Genomic DNA, 21,237 nt, shown 5'->3' with positions numbered 1-21,237 from the left:
ATTGCAGTGCGCTCACCCCCGAGGTCAGCCAATATCTCCGGGCCTAGCAGCATATTCTCAGGATCTATTCAGGAAACAGCCCAAGGTTACGTCGATGTGAATAATCCTCATTATTCTTGCGCCTACAACCAGGTGCTTTATACCTTGATGTCCGGTTGGAACAGGCTGTGCGCCACCTGCTGGCAAGCATTCCTTCATCGACGGACACGGAGCAACCGAGATGCATATCGGAGACGTACTTGCACACCGGGCGCAGGACCACCCCGGCAGCACGGCCTTCTCATTCACCGATTCGGGCGGAAACCGTTCCGTCACCACTCATGCGGAGCTGTGGTCGGACGTCGAGAGCTCGGCCGGCGTCCTGCAAGGGCTCGCCTCCTCCGGCGACCGCGTCCTGCTGCTGTGCGACCCGTCCCTGCGCTACGTCCGCTGGTTCTACGCCACGGTGACCGCGGGCCTCGTCGCCGTGCCCGCCTACCCGGCCGCCGCCACCCGGCACGCCGACCGCGTGCGGCGCATCGTGGAGGACTGCCGCCCGACGGTGGTCGTCGCCGACGTGCCGGAGCCCGCCGACCGGGCCGGGATCGGCCTGTCCGACGACGTCGTGTGGATCGACGTCTCCGACCCCGCTGCCCCGTGGGCCGCGCGGAGCGTCCGCTTCGAGCGCCCTGCCCTGTCGGGGGACGACACCGCCTTCCTCCAGTACACGTCTGGCTCCACCGGCTCGCCGAAGGGCGTCATGGTCAGCCACGCCAACCTGGTGGCCAACGCCGACGCCGCGCGCCGCACGTTCGGCCTCGACGCGACCTCGGTCCTGGTCAGCTGGCTGCCGCCGTTCCACGACATGGGCCTCGTCGGCTGCATCATCACGCCGGTCGTGGTCGGGTTCCCGGCGCACCTCATGGCACCGTCGACGTTCCTGCGCCGCCCGATGCGGTGGCTGGAGCTGGTCTCCGAGCTGGGGGCGACCGTGAGCACGGCCCCCAACTTCGCCTACCGGCTCTGCGCGGAGCTCGGGGCCCGTGCCGACCTCTCCGGTCTCGACCTGTCGTCGTGGACGCACGCCCTGAACGGCGCCGAGCCGGTCAGCGCGGCGGCCCTGGAGAGCTTCGCGCACGTGTACGGGCCGGCCGGCTTCCGCGTGACGGCCTACCGGCCCTGCTACGGGATGGCCGAGACCACGCTGCTCGTCTCCGGTGTCCACCCCGGGGACCGCCCGGTCCGCACCGCCCTGCCGGTCCGCGCCGCGGACGCCGTCGCAGGCGAGACGGCGTTCGTCTCCTGCGGCGCCCCCGAGACCGAGGCGACCGTGCTCGTCGTCGACCCCTCGTCCGGCACGCCGCTGCCTGACGGGGCCGAGGGCGAAATCTGGGTGTCCTCGCCCTCGGTCGCCCTCGGGTACTGGCAGAACGCCGAGGCCACCGAGACGACCTTCGGTGCCCGCACCCCCGACGGCGCGGGCCCGTTCGTCCGCACCGGGGACCTCGGCTTCCTGGACGACGGCGAGCTGTTCGTCACCGGCCGCATCAAGGACCTCCTGATCGTCAACGGGCGCAACGTCTACCCCCAGGACCTCGAGGACGCCGTCCGCGGCGCGGACGCGGCCTTCACCGGGCACACCGCTGCGGCGTTCGAGCACGACGGCCGGATCGTCGTCGCCGTCGAGTCGGTGCCCGGTCGAACGGCGACGCCGGAGCAGCTCGGGGACCTCGCGCGGGAGGCGGCCACGGCGTTGTCCCGGGAGTTCGAGCTTCCGGCCCCGCTCGTCGTCGTCCTGCGCCGCGGGACGCTCACCACCACGTCGAGCGGGAAGATCCAGCGCTCGGCGGCGCGGGCCGCCTGGCGTGACGGCACGCTCGCAGGCCAGGCGGTCGCGCGGTCCGACCGCGCCGCGGCCGGGCCGGGCGAGACCGTCGTGCCGGTCGAGGGCACAGCACGGTCCGAGCGGGACCGGTCCGTGGACACCGCCTCCGAGGTCCGGGCCGTGGTCCTCGAGGAGCTGGCGCGCGCGACGGGCGGCGCGGTGCCGCCCGCCGGCTCGACGCCCCTGGCCGACCTCGGCCTGGACTCCGTGCGGATCGCCGCGGTCGCCACCGGCATCGAGGACCGGACCGGCATCACCGTGCCGCTCTCGCTGGCCTGGGAGGTGGAGGACGTCGAGTCGTTCGTCGCCGCCGTGGCGGGGGTGCGGCCGCACGACGCGGCCGGGCCGGCCGCGCCCGGCCGCCCGGCGGACGACGACCCGGTGCTCGTGACCGGTGCGGCCTGCCGCCTGCCCGGAGGGGTCACCGGCCCGGACGGGTACTGGGAGCTGCTGCGCGCCGGTGGCACCCGCACCGGCGTGGCGCCCGGCAGCGGCAGGAGCGGCGGGCGGCCGGCGGGCCTGGTGCCCGAGCTGGCCCAGTTCGCCCCCCGCCAGTTCGGCCTGGGCGAGGAGGAGGCCGCAGCGATGGACCCCCGGCAGCGGCTCACGCTCACCCTGGCGTGGGAGGCCCTGGAGGACGCGGGGTACGACCCGCGGTCCCTGCGGGGCACCCGGATCGGCGTGTACGTCGGCGCCACCGACAGCGAGTACATCCGCGCGCAGGCCTCGGGCGGTGTGCAGGCCGCGGCAGCCGGGTACGTGACCACCGGGTCGGCGGGCGCCCTGACGGCGAACCGGATCTCCTACGTGCTCGGCCTGCGCGGGCCGTCCCTCGTCGTCGATACCGCGTGCTCGTCGTCGCTCGTCGCGGTCCACCTGGCGCTGCGGGCCCTGCGTGCGGGCGAGGTCGACGCTGCCCTGGTGGGCGGCGTCAACGCCCTGCTGGACGGTCAGGTCACCGAGACGCTGGCCGCGGCCGGCATGCTCTCGCCGCGCGGCGTGTGCAGCACGTTCGACGAGTCGGCCGACGGGTACGTGCGCGGAGAGGGCGGCGTCATGCTGCTCCTGGAGCGGCCCTCTGCGCGCCGTGCCGGGGGACCGGACCCGTACTGTGCCGTGCTCGGCTCCGCCGTGAACCAGGACGGGCGCAGCAACGGCCTGACGGCGCCGAGCGGCCCCGCCCAGCAGGAGGTCGTGGCCGGCGCCCTGGCCGACGCGCGCCGGGCGCCGGGTGACGTGGGCTACGTCGAGGCGCACGGGACGGGCACGCCGCTGGGCGACCCGGTCGAGGTCCGCTCGCTGCACCAGGTCCTGAGCGCGGTGCCCGACGGCGTGCCGCCCGCCGCGGCGGACGGCACGGTCTGGCTGGGCTCGGCGAAGGCCCAGATCGGCCACCTCGAGGGCGCCGCCGGGATCGCCGGCCTGCTCCGGGCCGCGCTCGTCGTCCGCGCGGGCGAGGTGCCCCCGCAGGCGGCGTACAGCACGCCGTCGTCGCGCATCGACTGGGCGGGCACCCGGCTGCGGGTGCCCGACGCGCCCGTCGCCTGGACCTCGGAGCGCCGGACGGCCGGGGTGTCCTCGTTCGGGTTCGGCGGCACCAACGCGCACGTCGTCGTGGAGTCCGTGCCGCCGGTGGTCGTCCCGCCCGGGGCCGCGCAGGACGAGCACGTCCTGCTGCGGGTGTCCGGCGACGAGGCGTCGAGCGTCGCCTCCCAGGTCGCAGCCCTGCTCGACCGCGCCGACGGCGAGCCGGTCGCCGCTCTCGCGACGGCCCTGGACCGGTCGCGTACCACCGGGCGGTTCCGGGCGTGGACGGTGGCGGCCGCAGCCGAGGGCCCCGGAGAGGCGCTGCGGCGCCTGGGCGGCGAGCCCGTCGCGGAGCTGCCGCCGGCCCGCACCCCCGGCGGGTCGGCCGTGACCTTGCTCGCGCCCGGCCACGGCGCCCGGATCACCGGCGCCCTGGCCGGGGTCTACGGGCACGACCGGGTGGTCACCGAGATCCTCGACGGCCTCGGCGGCACCTCGACCCTGCCGCTGCGGGTCCTCGTCGTGGACGACGCCGCGTCGCGCGAGGCGGTCCTCCGCACAGAGGTGGCCCAGCCGGCGCTCTACGCGCTGTCGGTCGCCCTGGGAGAGCGCCTGCGGGCGTGGGGCCTGGAGCCGGCCGCCGTCACCGGGCACAGCGTCGGGTCCTTCGCCGCGGCCGCCCTCGCCGGGGTCTTCGGCGTCCGGGAGGGCTTCGACCTGATCTCCCGGCGCGGCGAGCTCATGGCCGCCACGGCGGAGGGCGGCATGCTCGTCTGCCCGGTCGACCTCGCCACAGCACGCGAGATCGCGGCCGAGGCCGGGCTCGACGTCGCCGTCGCGAACACGCCGTCCAGCACGGTCCTGTCCGGCACACCCGAGGCTCTGGAGTCCGGCGTCCGGGCGCTCGCAGCACGCGGCCTGCGCGGGACCCGCCTGCCCGTCACCCGGGCCTTCCACTCTCGGCTCATGCGGCCCGTCGAGGCCGACCTCGCCCGGGCCGTCACTGCCGCCCGGCCAGGCCCGGCGACGCGCGCCCGCTTCGTGTCCGACGTCGACGGGTCCTCCTCGGCCGCCGTCGGAGAGCCCGGGTACTGGACGGGGCACGCGCTGGAGATGATCGACTTCCGTGCCGCGGCCCGTGCCGCGGCGGGGTCCGACCTCGTCGTCGAGCTCGGCCCGGCGTACCTGGCCCCGCTGGTCCACGCGAACGCCGACGGCCGCGCGCCGTCGGTGCTCGCCGCGGTCCGCCAGGGCGGGGGGATGCCCGCCCTGCTCGGGCTGGCCGGCGCCCTGTGGGCGGCAGGTGTGGAGCTGCGGGGCGTCGCACCGAGCGCGGGACGGACCCCGCGCCTGCCCACCACGGTGGTGCCGACGCACACCTATCCGCTGGAGGCCGGCACCTCGGTGGCGCTGCCGGTGGCGCCCGCCGCCCCGGCGCCTGCGCTGGCCCCGGCCCCGGCGCCGGCCGTGGCCCCGGCTTCAGCCTCGGCCGGCGACGCCGAGGCGTGGGCCGAGCTGCTCTGCGAGCGGATCGGCGCCAGGATCGCCCAGGCGCCCGAGACCATCCCCCGGGACACCGGCCTGTTCGACCTGGGTCTCACCTCCGTCATCGCGAACGACCTGCGCGAGGAGGTCGGCGCGATCCTCGGCCGGACCCTGCCGTCGACGGTCGTGTTCGAGCACCCGACGGTCGCGCTCCTCGCGGAGCACCTCGCCGGCCTGGGCCCGGCCGGGGCGGGAGCACCCGCCGTCGCCGCGGTCTCCGTGCCAGGGCCCCCGGCCCCGGCGGGCCGTCCCGACGACGGCCGGGTCGCCGTCGTCGGCATGGCCTGCCGGTTCCCCGGCGGGGCCGAGACCCTCCAGGACTACTGGGCCCTCGTCACCGGCGGCACGAGCGCGATGACGGAGCCGCCGGAGGGTCGCTGGCCCGACGCCGCGGACGTCCGGACCGCCGACGCCGGCTGGTCGGTGCGGTCCGGCTTCCTCACCTCGGACCCTGCCGTGTTCGCCGCTGCCCACTTCGGGATCTCGCCCCGCGAGGCCCGCAGCATGGACCCTCAGCACAGGATCCTGCTCGAGACCGTCCACCACGCGCTCGCGGACGCCGGGCTCGGCCGCGACGACGTGCGCGGTCGCCGGGTCGGCGTCTGGGTGGGGCTCTCCTCCTACGACTATGCCGCGATGCGCCCCGACCCGGACGCCGACGACCCGTACGTCGTCACCGGCAACGCCCCCTCCCTGGCCTCCGGCCGCGTCGCCCACCACCTCGGCGTGGAGGGCCCCGCGGTCACGGTGGACACCGCGTGCTCCTCCTCGCTCGTCGCCTGCCACGAGGCGGTGCAGGCGCTGCGCGCCGGGCTGATCGACGTGGCCGTGGTCGGCGGGGTCAATCTCCTGCTCTCGGCCCGCACGAGCGCGGCCCTGGGTGACATGGGGGCGCTCTCGGCCGCCGGCCGCTGCGCGACGTTCGCCGACGACGCCGACGGCTACGCGCGCGGCGAGGGCTGCGGCGTCGTCGTCCTGCGCCGCGAGGACGACGCCCGCTCGCGCGGCGACCGGGTCTGGGCGACCGTGCGCGGCACCGCCGTCAACCACGACGGCGTCTCGGCCGGCCTGACCGTGCCGAGCGGCGCGGCCCAGCAGCGTCTCGTCCGGTCCGCCCTGGGCGATGCCGGCCTGGCGCCCCACGAGATCGACTACGTCGAGGCGCACGGCACCGGGACCCCGCTCGGCGACCCGATCGAGCTCGAGGCGCTCGCCGGCGTGTTCGACGACGGCCGCGACCGCCCGCTGCCCGTCAGCTCCGTGAAGTCCCAGATCGGCCACCTGGAGGCCGCCGCGGGCATCGCGGGCCTGATCAAGGCGGTGCTCGTGGCCCGCTGCGGCGTGGTCCCGGCGCACCCGAGGGAGCTGCGGCCGACCCCGCGGTTCGACTGGGCCGCCAGCCGCGTGACCCTGCCCGACGGCGGCGGACGGTCCGCCACCGACCCGCTCACCGTGGGCGTCAGCTCGTTCGGCTTCTCCGGCACCAACGCGCACGTCATCGTGTCCGGGCCCGCCGCGGACCACGAGGCGGGCGCGACCCCGGCCGACCTGTCGGGACCCGAGGTGCTCCTGGTCTCCGGGGCCACCTCCGACGCCCTGCGCGCCGCCGCCGACGGCCTGGCCACCGACCTGTCCGACCCGGAGAACGCCCTGGCTGAGGCGGCCGGCGCGCTCCGGCGGACCCCGCACGAGGCGCACCGGTACGCCGTGGTCGCGCAGGACGCCGAGGAGGCTGTCCGGGCCTTGCGGGACCTCGGCGCCGAGCCGGCGACCGACCCGGGCCGCCGCGACGGGCACCGCTCGCCCGGGGGCGGTGAGCACCGCGCCACGTGGCTGTTCGGCGGCGTGGGGGCCCAGTGGAAGGGCATGGGCGGGCAGCTGCTGACCGAGCCGGCCGCGCAGCCGACCGTCCGGGCGGCCGACGACCTGCTCGCAGCCGCCGGCCTCCCTCGCCTGACCGGTGACCCGTGGCACCGGAGCGGCCGCCAGGAGCACCTGCAGCCCGCGCTCACGGCGGCCCAGGTGGCGCTCGCGTCGGCCGTGCGCGCCCTCGGCGGCGACCGGCACGAGGTGGTCGGCTACAGCGCCGGCCTGGTCGCCGCGCTCGTCGACACCGGGTGGCTCGACCTGGCGGACGGCCTGCGGGTGGCAGCCTGGCGCGGGCGGGCAGCCGATGCCGCGGCCGGCTCGGGCGCCACCGCCGCGTGCGGGCTGCCGCCCGACGACGTGCGCGACCGCTGCCAGGTCCTCGGGCTCGACGACCTCGTGGTCGCCGGCACGACGGGCCCGGAGAACACCACCGTGAGCGGCGACGCCCGTCAGCTCGCCGTCCTGGAGCGGGAGTGCCGCACCTCGGGGGTCTGGTGGGCCGCCATCTCGGACGAGATCCCCTTCCACCACCCGCGGCTCGCGGAGCTGGTCCGCGACACCGGCCGCCCCAAGGTGGCCTGGGGGCAGGGCGACGGCACCCAGGTGCACCTCGCGAGCGGCGGCACGGTCGAGGACCTGGTCGCAGACCCCGGGGCGCTCCTGGCCGAGCTGTGGCTCCCCGCCGACCTCGGCGCGGTCGCCGCGCGGCTCGACCGGGTCCCCGGGCTGCGGACCGTCGTCGAGATCTCGCCACAGCCCACGCTCGGAGGCGGCTTCGTCGCCTGGCCCGGCGAGGGCTCGGTGCAGACCGTCCCGGCCTGCGTGCCCGGTCGCAACCTGCCCCGTCAGGCGCGGCGCGCGGTCGCCGCCCTCTGGGCCCAGGGCTCGGCCCGGGTCCCCGCGGCGGAGGCGCTGCCAGCCCGGCCCCTGGCGCCGCTGGAGGGACGAAGGTTCTGGTGGGAGGGCGAGGGCACGACGACCTCGGCCGCACCTGCGCCCGGGGAGCGGTACCGCCTGCGGTGGGCCACGGCCAACGAGGCCCCGAAGCGGTGGGCGCCCGCGCCCCAGGACTGGATGGTCCTGCAGGGCGGCGACCCGGCTGTCGGCACGGACCTGCGGGAGGCGCTCGCCGCCCGAGGGCACCTGGCCGACCTGCGCACCTGGGCCGACGCGACGGTCGACCTCGACAGCGGTGCGCCGCGCCGCGGCGTGCTCGTCGACGCCACGGACGCGCCCGACCCCCGGGCGGACGGCGAGGCGAGCACCGAGTGGCACGAGCGGTTCCTGGCCCTGCTGCAGGACCTGGTCCGCGCCGACCACGAGATCTGGGTGGTCACGCGCGGCGGCACGAGCGCCGGCGGCCCGGTGACCATGGGCGCCGCGGCCGTCTGGGGCGTCGGGCGGGCGCTGAGCGCGGAGCTGCCGGCGGTCTGGGGTGGCGCGGTGGACCTTGCCGCGGGCGACTCCTGGTCCACCCGCCTCGCCGACAGGGTGGCCGCCGAGGCGCTGGACGGCGGCACCGAGGACCAGGTGGCGCTGCGCGGTGGCGCCCGGCGGGTGCCCCGGCTCGTCGCGGGACCCGCCGGCACCCGCCCGCCCGTCGCACTCGACGGCGATGCCGCCTATCTCGTGACCGGCGGGTCCGGCACCCTGGGACGGCGGATGGTGCGTTGGCTCGTGGACCGCGGCGCCCGCCACGTCGTGATCGCCGCCCGGTCCGCGCCCGACGTGCAGCGCGCCCGGCTGACCGACCTGCTGGCCGAGCTCGAGACACGCGGCGCGGTGATCCACCTCGCGCAGGCGGACGTGACGGACCCGGCGCAGCTCGACCGTGTCGTGGACCACGCCGGGCAGCCGTGGCCCCAGGTCCGCGGGGTGCTGCACCTCGCCGGGCACATGACGTCCGCCGCGTTCGCGGACGTCACGGCAGAGGACCTCTGGGCGTCCTGGGACCCCAAGGCCGGTGGTGCGCTCGCCCTGGAGGCCGTCGCCCGGCGGCACCCGCTCGACTTCGTGGCGTTATTCTCGTCCGCCTCCTCGGCCTGGGGGTCGGCGCTGGCCACCTCCTACGTCGCGGCGAACTACGGCCTCGACGTGATCGCCGAGCGGGCGGCGGCCGACGGCCTGCCGTTCGCGTCCGCGAACTGGAGCTGGTGGCCGGACACCGCGATGGCCGACGGCGTCGACGAGTACTTCACCCGGATGGGTCTCGGGCCGGTGTCCGAGGAGAGCGGCTGGGAGGCCATGGACCGCCTCGTCGGCGACGGGGCCGTCGGCCTCGTCGTGGCACCGATCGACTGGGGCGCGTTCCGGCCGGTCATGGCGGCGCGGCGGCCCCGGCCCCTCTTCGACGAGATCGACCTCGGCACGCCCGCCGGCGAGCCGCCCGCCGCCGTCGAGCGCGACACGCCGTGGACCCGGCCCGAGGTCGAGGAACGGATCGCCACGACGCTCGCCCGGGTGCTCGGGACCGACGACCCGATCGACCCCCGCCAGGGGTTCTTCGACATGGGGGTCGACTCGATCATGACGCTGGAGCTCAAGCGGGACCTCGAGTCCTGGTCAGGGCTGCGGCTGGACGACGCGTTCCTCTTCGACCACCCCCGCCTGTCCGACCTGACCGACGCCTTCCTGGCTCTCCTGGAACCCGGGCAGGGCCCCGACCCGCGCACCGCACCGGCACCACCCCCCGCGACCGCCGCCCCGGCGGCCGGCGCCTCCGTGCTCGACGACCTGGAGAGCGACGAGCTCCTCTCGCTCCTCGAGCAGGAACTGAGCTCCAAGAGAGGACCTGGCAATGACTGAGACACTCGCGCCCCACCGGACCGACACCGACACCCAGCGATCCACGATCACCAGGGCACTGCTGGAGATCCAGGCCCTCAAGAACGAGCTCGCGCGGCGGCCTCCCGCCCGCAGCCAGGTCGTGGTCGCCTCGGCGGCCTGCCGGCTGCCGCAGGCGGCCTCGCCGGAGGAGTTCTGGGACCTCCTCCAGGCGGGGGGATCGACCGCGGGCCCGGTCCCCGCCGACCGGTGGGACGACGCCGCCGTGCACGCCCCGCCCCCCGGCCGGCGCGGCACCTCGTACGCCGACCGCGCGTCGTTCGTCGACGGCGTGTTCGCCTTCGACGCCGCCCCCTTCGGCATCTCGCCGAGGGAGGCCGCGTCGATGGACCCGCACCACCGGCTCGTCCTGACGTGTGCGTGGGAGGCGCTGGAGCGGGCCGGCGTCGCGCCGACCTCGCTGCGCGGCAGCCGCACCGGCGTGTTCGTCGGGATGAACGGCAACGACTACGAGCGGCGCCGCCTCGTGACCGGTGGCGCCGCCGAGATCGACGGTCTCGCCGCGATGTCCACCTCGGTCAACTTCGCCGCGAACCGGCTGTCGTACGTCCTGGGCCTCCAGGGACCGAGCCTCGTCGTCGACACGGCGTGCTCCTCCTCCCTCGTCGCCCTCGACCAGGCGCGACGGGCGCTGCAGGACGGCGACTGCGACCTCGCCGTCGTCGCCGGCGTCAACGTGATGCTGTCGGCCGAGGCGATGGTGGCCCTGAGCCAGAGCCGCATGCTGTCACCGACGGGCCGCTGCCACACGTTCTCGGACCAGGCCGACGGGTACGCCCGGGGCGAGGGGTGCGTCGTCGTCGTGCTGCGGCGCGCCGAGGACGTGCCCGCGCACGCACCGGCTCCCCTCGGGACGCTCCTGTCCACGGTCGTGAACCAGGACGGCCCGACGTCGGGCATCACCGTGCCGAACGGGAAGGCGCAGGCAGACCTCATCCGCCGCGCCTACCAGGCGGCGGGCATCTCGGCGGCCGACGTCGACTACGCCGAGGCGCACGGGACGGGCACCGCGCTCGGCGACCCGATCGAGCTGCGCGCGCTCGCGGCGGTCCACGAGGGGCAGCGCCGCCGGCGCCCGCTCCTGGTGGGGGCCACCAAGCCCGTGACGGGGCACCTGGAGGGGGCGGCCGGCCTGGTCGGGCTCCTCAAGTGCCTCCTGGTCGTGGGCCACGGCAGCGTGCCGGCCCAGCCCGTCGACGGCGCGCTCACCCCGGGCGTCGACTGGTCCGGCCTGCCGCTCACGGTGCCGCAGGCGGCCGTGGAGATCGGGAGCGAGCGCCCCACCGCGGGCGTCTCGTCCTTCGGGTACGGCGGGACGAACGCGCACGCCGTCGTCCGTCGCTGGACCGAGGACACGGGGCCCGACGCCGCCCTCGCCCTCGACCCCGACCGGACGGCCGACGGCTCCGGGCCGGTGTCGGTGCGCCTGAGCGGTACGTCGCCGGAGGCCCTGGCCGGGATCGCGGCGCGCTGGGCGGCCCACCTGGAGACCCACGGCGGCCAGATGGCGGGACCGCTCTCCAACGCCGCGCTCACCGCGCAGCCCGACCTCGCCGAGCGGGCCTCGGTGGTGGCTCCCGGGCCCGCCGAGCTGCTGGACGGCCTCCGCGCGCTGGCCGCCGGGCAGGCCCACGAGACGCACGTCGGCGGGCCGGGTGCGCCCGTGCCGGACGCGGGCCGGGTCCTCGACGTGGACGCGTTCCCCGAGCCCCGGGCCGGTGACCTGCACACCCTCGCGGGTGTCGTGCCCGTCGTGCGGCGGGTCGCCGAGAGCCTGACCGCCGCCGTGCCGCCCGAGGCCGCGCAGCTCTGGGCCGCCCCGGCGGACCGGGAGGGGTCCGGGCCGGGCGACGTCGTTGCCGACGCTGTGGCCCGCACGTACTTCTGGACCGTGCTCGGGGCCACCCTGCGGTGGCTCGGCGCGGAGCCGCGGGAGGTCCGGGCACATGGCGACCGGGCGGTGGCCGGCGCAACGCTGGCCGGGCTCGTCGACCTCGACCAGGCGGCCGCGGTCCTCCGGGCCACGGACGCCGGGGGCGAGCTGCCGGCGACGAGCCGTCCGCGCGTCCGGTGGGTCACGGACGTCGCCGACCCGCGCGACCCGGGCACGTGGACCGCGCCGCGCGCGTCCGCTGCCGCGGGCGCCGTGCCGGCCGCGGAGAACGGGCACGCCGCACCCGTCGGGACCTGGTTCCTCCGGACGCTCCATGCCGCCTGGTGCGGGGGAGCGGAGATCACCTGGGACGCCGTCGTGCGGCCCGGCCGGGCGGGTGTCGTGCCGACCTACCCGTGGCAGGCGACGGACCTGCGGCCCCCGGTCGCCGCGGCCGCGTCCACCGGAACCGGGCTGAACCTCCGGGTCCTGCGGACCGGGGAGACGTCCGCCGAGGCGTACGCCGAGATCGGCGCGCGCAGCGTGCCCGTCCTCAACGAGCACACCGTGCTCGGACGTACCGTCGTCCCGGGGGTCGTGTTCCTGGAGCTCGTCCTGCGGCTTGCCGAGGCCGTCGTGGGGCGGGAGGCCCAGGTGGTCTCGCTCGACCTGGTCCGGCCCTGCCTCGTGCCGGACGGCGACACCAGGACGCTGCGCCTGACCTGGGACGGCAGCGGGGTCACGCACACGGTCTCCGTGGCGTCCGAGTCGGCGACCGGCACCTGGCAGCAGCACCTGACGGCGGTCCTCGCCGTCGGAGGCGCGCAGGAGGTGGCGGCCGACCCGCGGTTCGGTCCCGCCGACGGCCGGCCCGCCCGCAGCCTCGACCGGGCCACGTTCTACCGGGAGCTGTGGCCCGAGGCGTTCCACATCGGGCCCAGCCTCACCCTGGTCGACACCGTCGACCAGGACGCCGAGGGCCGCCTGCGTGCCGTCCTCACCCCTCCGCCGGCCGGCTGCGCGGGACTCGTGAGCGGCGTCCGGCCCGAGCTGCTGGTCCTGGACGCCTCCGTCCAGGTGGCCGGTGCGCTCCGGGCGGACCGCGCCGACGGCGTCGTTACGCTCGGGACCGGGTTCCGGCGGATGGTGCTGCGCCCAGGGGCAGGCCTCGACGGCGGGGCGGTGGTGCACGCGGTCGCCACGTCGAAGGACGCGGCTGACCTGCTCGTCACCTCGCCTGGGGGTGAGCCGCTCGCTCTGGTCACGGGGGTCACGAACCTCCCGGTCAGCGCGAGCGGGCTCGACGCCGCGGCGGGCGCGGGCGCTCGTGCGGCCGACGCCGACCTGGACCGGGGCGACGGCCCGGAGGGCCTGGTACCCCGTGCCCTCGCGGCCGTCCTCGGTATCGCGTCCGAGGAGGTGGACCGCACCGCCCGCCTGGAGGACCTGATGGACTCGATCCTCCTGGTCGAGCTCGCCGAGACGCTGGCCCCGCACTCGCCGGTGCCGCTGGCCGTCCCGGACCTGCTGGACGCCGAGACCGTCGCGGGCCTGATCGACCTCCTGACGTCCGCCGGGCAGGAGGAGCCTCCCGCGCCGGAGGTCAGCCCGGCCGGGCCGCCCCTGCGGCGGCGCGAGCTGACGGTGGAGGCGATGACCGAGCTCGCCGCGGCGGGCGACGTGGAACACGTCGACGTCGTCCCGCGCGCCAGCCTGCCGACGGGCGTCCTGCTGACCGGTGCGACGGGCTTCGTCGGGTCCTTCCTCCTGCGGGAGCTGCTTCACAGCACCGACCGGCGCATCTACTGCCTGGTCCGCGCGGAGGACGCCGCCGAGGCGGACCGCCGGCTGCGCGCCGCCGCCGAGGACCACGGGCTGCCGACGGAGTCCTTCGTGGACCGGGTGTCCGTCGTGGTGGGCGACCTGACCCAGGACCGCTTCGGACTCGAGCCGGCGGCGTACGAGGGGCTGCACGCCAAGGTCGGGGAGATCTTCCACAACGCCGGGGCGGTGCGGTGGACGTCCTCCTACGACCAGCTCGCCCCGCACAACGTCGACGGCACGGCGCACGTCCTGCGGTTCGCGACGCACGGGCCGGCGCGGGTCGTCCACTTCACCTCGACCGTCGGTGTGTTCTCGTCGGACCGGGTGGACCTCGGGGCGGTCGACGAGACCCTGCCGCTGACCGCGAGCGGGGCCCTGATGGTCGGCTACGCACAGACGAAGTGGGTCTCGGAGATGATGATCCGCCGGGCGGGGGAGCGGGGCCTGCGGTTCACGATCCACCGCATCAACACGGGGCCGTCGTCGGTGCCGGGAGGGTTCAACCGGCTCGACCACCTGTCGCTGATCATCAAGGGCTGCGTCGAGTCCGGCCTCGCGCCCCTGGAAGGCCCGTTCCCCGTCCAGGCGGCGCCGATCGACCACGTGGCCCGCGCCTACGTGCGCCTGGCGCTCGACCCGCTGTTCGAGGGAGGGACGTCCCACCTCGTCAACGAGCCCGTCGTGCCGTGGTCGGAGTTCTTCGAGCACGTCGGTTCGTACGGCTACGCGCTCGAGCGGCTGCCGTTCGAGGAGTGGCGGCGCGCCGTGACGGGCCGCGAGTCCGGCACGATCGCGCTGCTGGGGCTGGCGCCGTTCCTCACCCGGACGATCGACGACGTCCGCCTGGCCGACTTCGCGGCCCCGGCCACCCGCGCCGCGCTCGGCGCGGCCGGACCGTGGTGCCCTGCCGTGGACCGCGAGCTGGTCCACGCCTTCCTCGACGGGTTCGTCTCCGGGCACTTCTTCGACGCGCCCGCCCAGTCATCCCACGAGCCGGCCGCCGGCTCGTGACCTCCGCCACCAGAAGGGCAGAACCATGTCTTCGATCACGCTCGACCTTGCCGACAGGACGTACCGGACCGACCCCTTCCCCACGTACGAGCGGCTGCGCCGGGAGCACCCCGTGCTGTTCCTGCCCGGCTACACCTTCGAGGGGGAGGACGTCTACGTCCTGAGCCGGTACCGCGACGTGTCCATGGCGCTCAAGACGCCCGAGGTGTTCTCGTCCCAGGTGCGCAAGGACGACTACCTCAACCTCCCGATGATGGTGAACCGCGACGCCCCGGACCACCGGCGCATGCGCCACTTCACGAACCAGGCGCTCCACGCCCGGCGGATGACGGCCATGGCCGACTGGATCGGCGAGATCGTCGACGAGCTCCGCGACGACATCCTGGCGAAGGACCGGGTCGAGTTCGTCGAGGGGTACTCGACGCTGCTGCCCCTACGGATCATCAGCGTCCTGCTCGGTATCCCGCTCGACCGGCGCAAGGACCTGCGCCGCTGGTCGCAGGCAGTGATGGACTTCTTCTCCGTGGGCGCCGGGATGGACCCGGACGAGGCGCCCGGGTTCTTCGAGGACCTCATGGAGTTCGGGAACTACATCGAGTCCCAGGCCCGGCTCCGGGAGTCGGCGCCCGAGGACGACATGCTGACCCGGCTCGTGGAGGGCAGGTCGGAGGGGAAGCTCTCGAAGGACGAGCTGGTCGTGACCGGCTGGTCGTTCGTGGCAGCCGGCCACGAGACCACGATGAACCTGCTGGGCGGCGGCGTGCTCCTCCTGTCGCAGCGCCCTGACCTGCGGGAGGCCGTGACGGAGGACCCGGCGCTCGTCGGCGACTTCATCGAGGAGTTCCTCCGGCTGTACGCCCCGACCCAGTGGACGGCACGCCGGACCGCCGTCGACTGCACCGTCGAGGGCGTCGACATCCCCGCCGGCTCGCTCGTCCACGTCCTGCTCGGATCCGCGAACCGGGACGAGGACGTGTTCGAGGCACCGGACGAGTTCCGCCTCGGGCGCTCCGACGAGGAGAAGCACCTCGCGTTCGGCGGCGGGCCGCACTTCTGCCCGGGCGCCGCGCTGTCCCGCGTGCTCGGGGAGCAGACGTTCCGGCGCTGGCTGCCGCACGTCCACCGGCTCACCATCGACCCGGCGGACCCGCCGGCGCTCCGCACGCGCCAGGGGTCCTACGGCTACTCGCACCTGCCGTTCCTCGTCACGCCGGAGGGATGATGCTGCCGGGGACGCGCGCGGTGCAGTGCCGGCCGGCCGGGGCGCCGGCCGGGGTGCTCGTCCTCCTGGACGACTGGTCCGGCTCCGGCTGGGTGCATCCCTGGGGGCCGCGGGAACGGGCGGAGTCCCGGACGTTCCGGAGCCGGATGAGCCCGGACCGGTTCGAGGCGTACCGGCTGGGGCGCTCGGCGGCCCACCGGGCGCTGGCCCACTGGCTGCCGCCCGCGGTCGGCCTGCGGGCCGAGGTGCTCCGCGGGCCGCTGGGGCAGCCGCTCGCGACGCTCGACGACGCGGACGTGGCCGAGGTGTCGATCTCCCACTGTCCGGGGCTGGCGGCGGCGGTCGCCTCGGAGCGTGGCCGCCCCGTCGCCGTCGACGTCGAGCGCCGGTCGTGGCGGACGGCGCGGTCGGCGCGCCGCGCCGCGACCCCGGGGGACTGGCAGGTGGCGGAGCGTGCGGGGCTCGGGCCGGACACCGCGGCGCTCGTGCTGTGGACGGCGCGGGAGGCGGCGGGCAAGACGTTGCGGACCGGGCTCGCCGTCGCCCCGCACGTCCTCGACGTCGCCGCGATCGAGCCCGCGGGCCAGGGAGTCTTCGAGGTCCGGTTCCTCAACCTGCCCGCGATGAAGGGCGTCTCGCACGTCCTGGACGACGCCGTCGTCTCGATCGTCACACCGTGCGCCAGCCGGACGCGCGTCCGCCTCGCGGCCGTCCGGGGGGCGCACGCCCCGGCGTCGGACGCGGAGTGGTGCGACGTCTTCGACGTGCAGGTGGCGCCCGGCGGGTGAGCCGCGCTGACGCGCCGAGAACAACCTTGTGCAGGCAACCGGCCCTGGTTGCCTGCACAAGGTTGTTCTCGGTCCTCCCGGGCCTGTCATCGAGCACGCGGCCCATCAGGTGCCTACGCCGGGTCAATGACGCTTGCTGGTAGTGCTTCCAGCTTGAACCGGCGACGGCGCCGGGGGGATCCTCTCTCGTTCCGGCCGTCAGCCGTGATCCAGGTGCCGTCTGCGAGCGGGACTACGTTGCGGGTAGCCGCGAACGGCTCGCCGATCACCCAAGAGGCACCCGATTCCAGGTCGACCCGGACCAGCAGAGCTTTCTGAGCGACTTCGATCGTCATGAGGAGCTGGCCGTTGTTCAGGAAGCCCGTCGTCCACTCGAACGTCGATTCATCCGAGCGGGACTGTTCCGGCAGCAGGTCCGGCGCCTTGAACGACATCAGCACCTCGCCACCTGGCCAGGCATGGACCAGGAGCTCGTCCCATACCCCGTCCGGGAACGCCACCAGCCGGGCGCCACTCGGGGACAACGACACCAGCCACCGTTCGTCCCGCAGCGGCCCAGTCAACTCCTCGACCACGAGCAAGCCGCCGTCGAACCGCGCGTGGAAGTTGGCCGGGCCGCACTGACCCTGGCCGACGGACACGATGACCGAACCGTCCGGGTGCGCGAAGAACTCCCCTCCGTAGCCGACCGACCACAGGTCCGCCGCGTCGAGAGCCGTCGTCCGTCATCTGGGACGCCCACACCCAGACCACACCGGCGTCAGGGCCCACAGTCACGGCCGCGCCCTCATTTCCACCGGACCCCAGGTCGTGGGACCAGACCACGCTCCCGTGGAGGTCGAGCCGGCGGACCGCGTTCCAGGCGACATACACGACGGCCTTGCCATCGGGCAGGACGGTGACGCAGACCTCCGAGGCATCCCGATGATCGGCGGGCAGCGGGACGACGGCGTGCGTCATCAACAGGCTGCCGTCGGCCGGGCTACGGTCAAGATCCGCGACGACGATGCCCCGCCCTGACACCAGGGATGCCAGCGCATCCGCGTACCGTACTGGTGTTGTGACGGCCTGGTTGTCCTCGATGAGACGTGCCTGGCGCCCGGATGATGCCATCAACGCCCCGCACGGAGGTGACGCACATGCCACAGGAGCACGGGGACCGTCGATCGGCTGCCGGCGATGAGCGACAGGGGATGCCTTTCATCGTCAACTGGTACGCGGCGCAGTGCGACGGGGAGTGGGAGCACTCCTTCGGTGTTCGGATCGAGTCGTTGGACAACCCCGGATGGTCGATCGAAGTCGACCTGATCGACACACTGTGCGAAGGCCGTGAGCTCGTACCCCGACGGACCGATCTGGCAGGTGGCGGGTGGATTCACCTCGCGAGCGACGGCGCGATGTTCAAGGGAGCCTGCAGTCCGGACGCGGTCGTGATACTTGATGAAGCCTTTGAGGACTTCGTGCGGGCCGAAGGCGATGAGTAGGCGACCTCGGTGCGCTCGTACCTCACCGGACCCGATTCAGCGTGACGCGGCCATGATCGTGCAGGCGAGGTCAGCCTGCTGAGTGGCCAGCGCGCTCATCCAGTCCCGGCCGGTGTTGGGCTCGGAAAGCCAGGTTGCGTGAACGTCGCCGGACACGACTGCGGGCGGGATCATCGAGACACCTACTTGCCCCTGCGCAGGCCGAGCCGACCCACGATGGTGCGGCGCGCCGCGTCCCGGCCGGCGATGCCCCACTGGTTGCGTAGTGCGTCGAACACGTCGCGTGTCCGGGTGGGGGAGTTGTCGTAGCCCGAGATCCCTGCGGCGAGCAGCGAGGGTGGGACGGCGTCGGCGGCGATGAGGGCTTCCCACTCGTTGAGCCCGATCTTCAGGTATTCGAGAGTGGTGAGCCGTCCGATGACGAGCGGGTCGGCGACCTTGCCCGGCATCGCGGTCAGGGTGCGGAGCCTGGGCAGGCCGACGAGACGCGCCAGGTCCGTCGGTTCGGTGTCCCACGAGCCGATCTGGAGCACCTCGAGGTCCGCGCCCGCAGCCCGCTGGATGTCCCGACCCTCGGCGGAGTTGACCATCACGACGGCGGGTGGCTTTCTGCCGGGCTCCCGGACGCTGTCGTCCTCGACGGGGCCGTCCTGGACGAGGCTCGTGATGGACTCGGCGCGCAGCCAGGCGCCGACGCGCCAGCCCGGGTCGAGCGCGATGAGCTGACCGAGGTGGCCCGCGGGGCCGGGGGTGAGGTCGAGGCAGAGTGGTACTCCGGCGCCGTCGGACAGGTCGCCGATCACGAGCCAGCCGGGGGACATGATGAGGGCCTGGACGGCGTCCGAAGATGAGGTTGTCACTGCCACGGTGGCGGCGTCCTCGAACGAGAGCCCCCGGTCGATCGTGTCGGCGAAGTACAGCTCCTCCAGGGGGCGCAGGACGAAGCCCAGCACTTCGGCCTCACGGGCATACCGGTCCCAGTCGCCTCCGTGTTCGGCGTTTGTGACGCGGTAGACGGCCTTGAGCTCGTCCGGCAGGGTGATGCCGAGCTCGTGCTCGGTGGCCTTGATCTGGGCGTCGGTCGCGCCGACAGCGTCGGGCAGTCGTTCGCGCAGGACCTGCTCGACCCGGACGGGGTCGGCCGACGGCGCTGCGGTGGCTGGGTAGGCCTCCGGCTGACGGCGAAGCGGCTCGGGACGCGCACCGTCGACGAGTACCACGTCGCCGGTTGTGTTCGAGCCGGAGACCGGGAATACCTGGTCCACCGAGGCCGGTGCGAGTCGCACCTCGGCATGCTCGTCGTCCTCGTACTGCACCGAGAAGCTCACCGTCCACAGACCGGCCGGGCGCAGCGCGTCCTGCACTCGCAGCAGGCCGGCGTCGAGCTCGGCACGGTCGATGTCTGTCGCGACGTCCGAGCGGGGCACGACCGCACCCCCGTGTCCTATGGCCCCTGCCCAGCGCCTGATGTCAGGGTTCTGCATGCGCACCGCACGCAACAGCGGCTCCCAGGTATCGAACTCACGAAGCGAACCCACGCAGCACCCTTCAAACGGCGGTCCTTGTCCTCGCCCTGGAATCGTAGATGGAGGGAGGGTGCCGACCGGGGCCGTGCTTCTCGCTGTGAGGTATCCACACGCTGGCACCGCCTCATCAGGGTGGCACGAGCCGGGAGACGTCAGGCTGCGTGGGTGCCCCGCAGGAGGTGGATGTCGTCGCTACTCGGCGGGAGCGATGGGGTGGGCGGCTCGCTGTTCTCGAAGCCTGCCGAGCCGTCCACGAGCCGCGTCACGGACCTCAGGTTCTTCGTGGGGGTCCCCGGCCAGCTCGTGGAGGCGGGCTGTTGCGGTCGCGGTGAGGGGCGTGTGGCGGGCGCCGAGGGCGCGGACGGGGTCCTCGCAGTCCCAGAGACACTCCTCCGCGAGCTCCTCCGCGAAAGCAGGGTCGGTGGCGGCGAAGGCCTCGGCCGCGCGGGCTCGGGCGTACGAGTAGTCCACGACCTCGTACACGGTACGGAGCTCGGGATACGGGCCGTCGTCGGGGAGGCTGCCAAGGGCGGTGACGAGGTCGCACAGGTCGTAGTAGTTGTCGCCGGCCGTGGCCAGTGCGTCGCGGATCGCGGGGAAGTCGACGGGCTCGGCATGGTGGGCGAGCAGCTTGCACGCGGCGCCGCGGCGATCGTCGTCCCGCACGAGCCATGCTCTGGCGAGCGGGAGCGTGACTCTCGAAGGCATCGAGCGGAGGTAGGCGAGCGCGTTCGCACGTTCGCGGCCGACCGTGTTCGCGGCAAGGTTCCGCTCGGCCCAGTCGAGGGCTGTGAGGTCGCCCCGGGCTCCGAGCAAGGCCAGAGCCCCGCGCTGTGCCCTCGGCTGCTGCGGGTCTAGCGCGGTAACGCGGATCATGTCGATCTCACGCCTGTCGGTGGTCGCGGCGAAGCGCGGAATGAAGAATGTGAGGCAGTCTCTGTGCGGCCAGGCCAGGACCCGCTCGATGGGCGCGTCCGCAGGTGGGCACGGCGGACGCGGTGGTGTCGCGCGCCGCTCGTCCTCGTCGTCGGCCGGCAACGTCGCGAGGACGACCTGCGCCTCGGACGAGCCCCGTCGGGCCATGGCGCTCAGGACGTCGCGGGGCAGGTAGTCGTCGTCCTGAGCGTCTCGGGCGACCTCGCCGATCAGGGCAGGGTCCACAGCGAGGCGCAGCGCGAGGCGTGCGTGGTAGCCGCTGCGCGACTCGACCTGGGTGTCCCGACGTGCGTCGTGCCGCAGGCAGTGCACGAGGAGCGAGACGCCGTCGGACGCCTTCGCCGCGCCGAGCCACCCGGCCCCGCGGCCGCGCTGGAGCATCCCGAGCGTGGACGCTGGATCGGCGGTGCCGGGCATGGTCACGATGCGCATCGGGGGAACGCTACGACCACGGTGGGAGGGGCGCCATCGATTTGCCAGGGCGGCTCCGGTTCGGCACGCGCGGGTGCCCGGTAGGTTGCCCGCATGGACCGGACGACGCCCGGAGACGCCTTGCCGAGGGTGATCTGCTTCTTCCGTGAGGAGGTCGGGCCGGCGACTCGTGCGGCGCTGATCGAGGCGGCGGTCGACGGGCTGGTCGCAGGGCTGGACTCGCCGGCGCTGGCGGAGCTGGCCGGGCTGTACCCGGATGACCCGTGGCCTCAGCTGGGCGAGGTCGCGGACGCCATCGTGCGGGAGCTGGACCAGCCGGAACCGCCGCGCGGTGCGCCCGCTGCTTACCCGCGCGGCGCGGCGGCCCCCGCCCAACACAGAAGGCCCCCGACGTGGAGATCGGGGGCCTTCTGTGTCGCTGTCTCAACGAGGGTCCGGAGGGGGACTTTGCAGGTATCCTCACGCCCTTACGAGCTGGCGAAGACGATCTGA

General features: G+C 74.6%; 11 protein-coding genes. 7 read left to right on the top strand and 4 right to left on the bottom strand.

All coding sequences use genetic code 11. The features are described 5' to 3' along the window. The first annotated feature begins 220 nt into the window (after positions 1-220). Genes AC060K_RS08200 through AC060K_RS08185 form a run of 4 tightly spaced genes read left to right on the top strand, consistent with a single transcriptional unit; the run spans position 221 to position 16,367 of the window. Positions 221-9,610, top strand: a complete 9,390-nt coding sequence (locus AC060K_RS08200) for an SDR family NAD(P)-dependent oxidoreductase (RefSeq protein ID WP_483764934.1) — start codon at positions 221-223, stop codon at positions 9,608-9,610. After that, positions 9,603-14,357, top strand: coding sequence for a thioester reductase domain-containing protein (locus AC060K_RS08195; protein WP_483764933.1), 4,755 nt, complete (start codon positions 9,603-9,605; stop codon positions 14,355-14,357). Before AC060K_RS08200 ends, AC060K_RS08195 begins: the two co-directional genes overlap by 8 nt. A gap of 25 nt (positions 14,358-14,382) precedes the next feature. After that, entirely contained in the window at positions 14,383-15,579 is a 1,197-nt protein-coding gene (locus AC060K_RS08190; protein ID WP_483764932.1) for a cytochrome P450, read from the top strand. Further along, positions 15,576-16,367 (top strand): 4'-phosphopantetheinyl transferase family protein, encoded by a 792-nt coding sequence (locus tag AC060K_RS08185; RefSeq protein ID WP_483764931.1) that lies wholly within the window; start codon positions 15,576-15,578, stop codon positions 16,365-16,367. Before AC060K_RS08190 ends, AC060K_RS08185 begins: the two co-directional genes overlap by 4 nt. 113 nt (positions 16,368-16,480) lie before the next feature. Here AC060K_RS08185 and AC060K_RS08180 read toward each other — a convergent pair whose 3' ends face one another. Next, positions 16,481-17,008, bottom strand: coding sequence for a hypothetical protein (locus AC060K_RS08180; protein WP_483764930.1), 528 nt, complete (start codon positions 17,006-17,008; stop codon positions 16,481-16,483). A 190-nt stretch (positions 17,009-17,198) separates the two neighbouring features. Between AC060K_RS08180 and AC060K_RS08175 the strand changes: the two genes are divergently transcribed. Both AC060K_RS08175 and AC060K_RS08170 read left to right on the top strand, forming a co-directional pair. Next, a complete protein-coding gene (locus AC060K_RS08175; RefSeq protein ID WP_483764929.1) occupies positions 17,199-17,387 on the top strand; it encodes a hypothetical protein in 189 nt (62 codons plus the stop codon). 119 nt (positions 17,388-17,506) lie between these two features. After that, a complete protein-coding gene (locus tag AC060K_RS08170; RefSeq protein WP_483764928.1) occupies positions 17,507-17,851 on the top strand; it encodes an Imm53 family immunity protein in 345 nt (114 codons plus the stop codon). A 36-nt stretch (positions 17,852-17,887) separates the two neighbouring features. Here the strand turns inward: AC060K_RS08170 and AC060K_RS08165 are convergent, their stop codons facing one another. The 3 genes from AC060K_RS08165 to AC060K_RS08155 form a co-directional block, all read right to left on the bottom strand. After that, a complete protein-coding gene (locus AC060K_RS08165) occupies positions 17,888-18,025 on the bottom strand; it encodes a hypothetical protein (protein WP_483764927.1) in 138 nt (45 codons plus the stop codon). A gap of 8 nt (positions 18,026-18,033) precedes the next feature. Then, on the bottom strand, positions 18,034-19,278 hold the full coding sequence (locus AC060K_RS08160; protein ID WP_483764926.1) for an SMI1/KNR4 family protein: 1,245 nt from the start codon (positions 19,276-19,278) through the stop codon (positions 18,034-18,036). Positions 19,279-19,569: 291 nt separating this feature from the next. After that, a complete protein-coding gene (locus AC060K_RS08155) occupies positions 19,570-20,745 on the bottom strand; it encodes a hypothetical protein (protein WP_483764925.1) in 1,176 nt (391 codons plus the stop codon). Positions 20,746-20,838: 93 nt separating this feature from the next. On the opposite strand from AC060K_RS08155, the gene AC060K_RS08150 reads away from it, so the two are divergent. Beyond that, positions 20,839-21,237, top strand: a complete 399-nt coding sequence (locus AC060K_RS08150) for a hypothetical protein (RefSeq protein ID WP_483764924.1) — start codon at positions 20,839-20,841, stop codon at positions 21,235-21,237.

The sequence above is a fragment of the Antribacter sp. NEAU-D49 genome (assembly GCF_057158775.1).
Note: the sequence above shows the minus strand (reverse complement) of the source record. Positions and strands in the feature narration are given on the sequence as shown.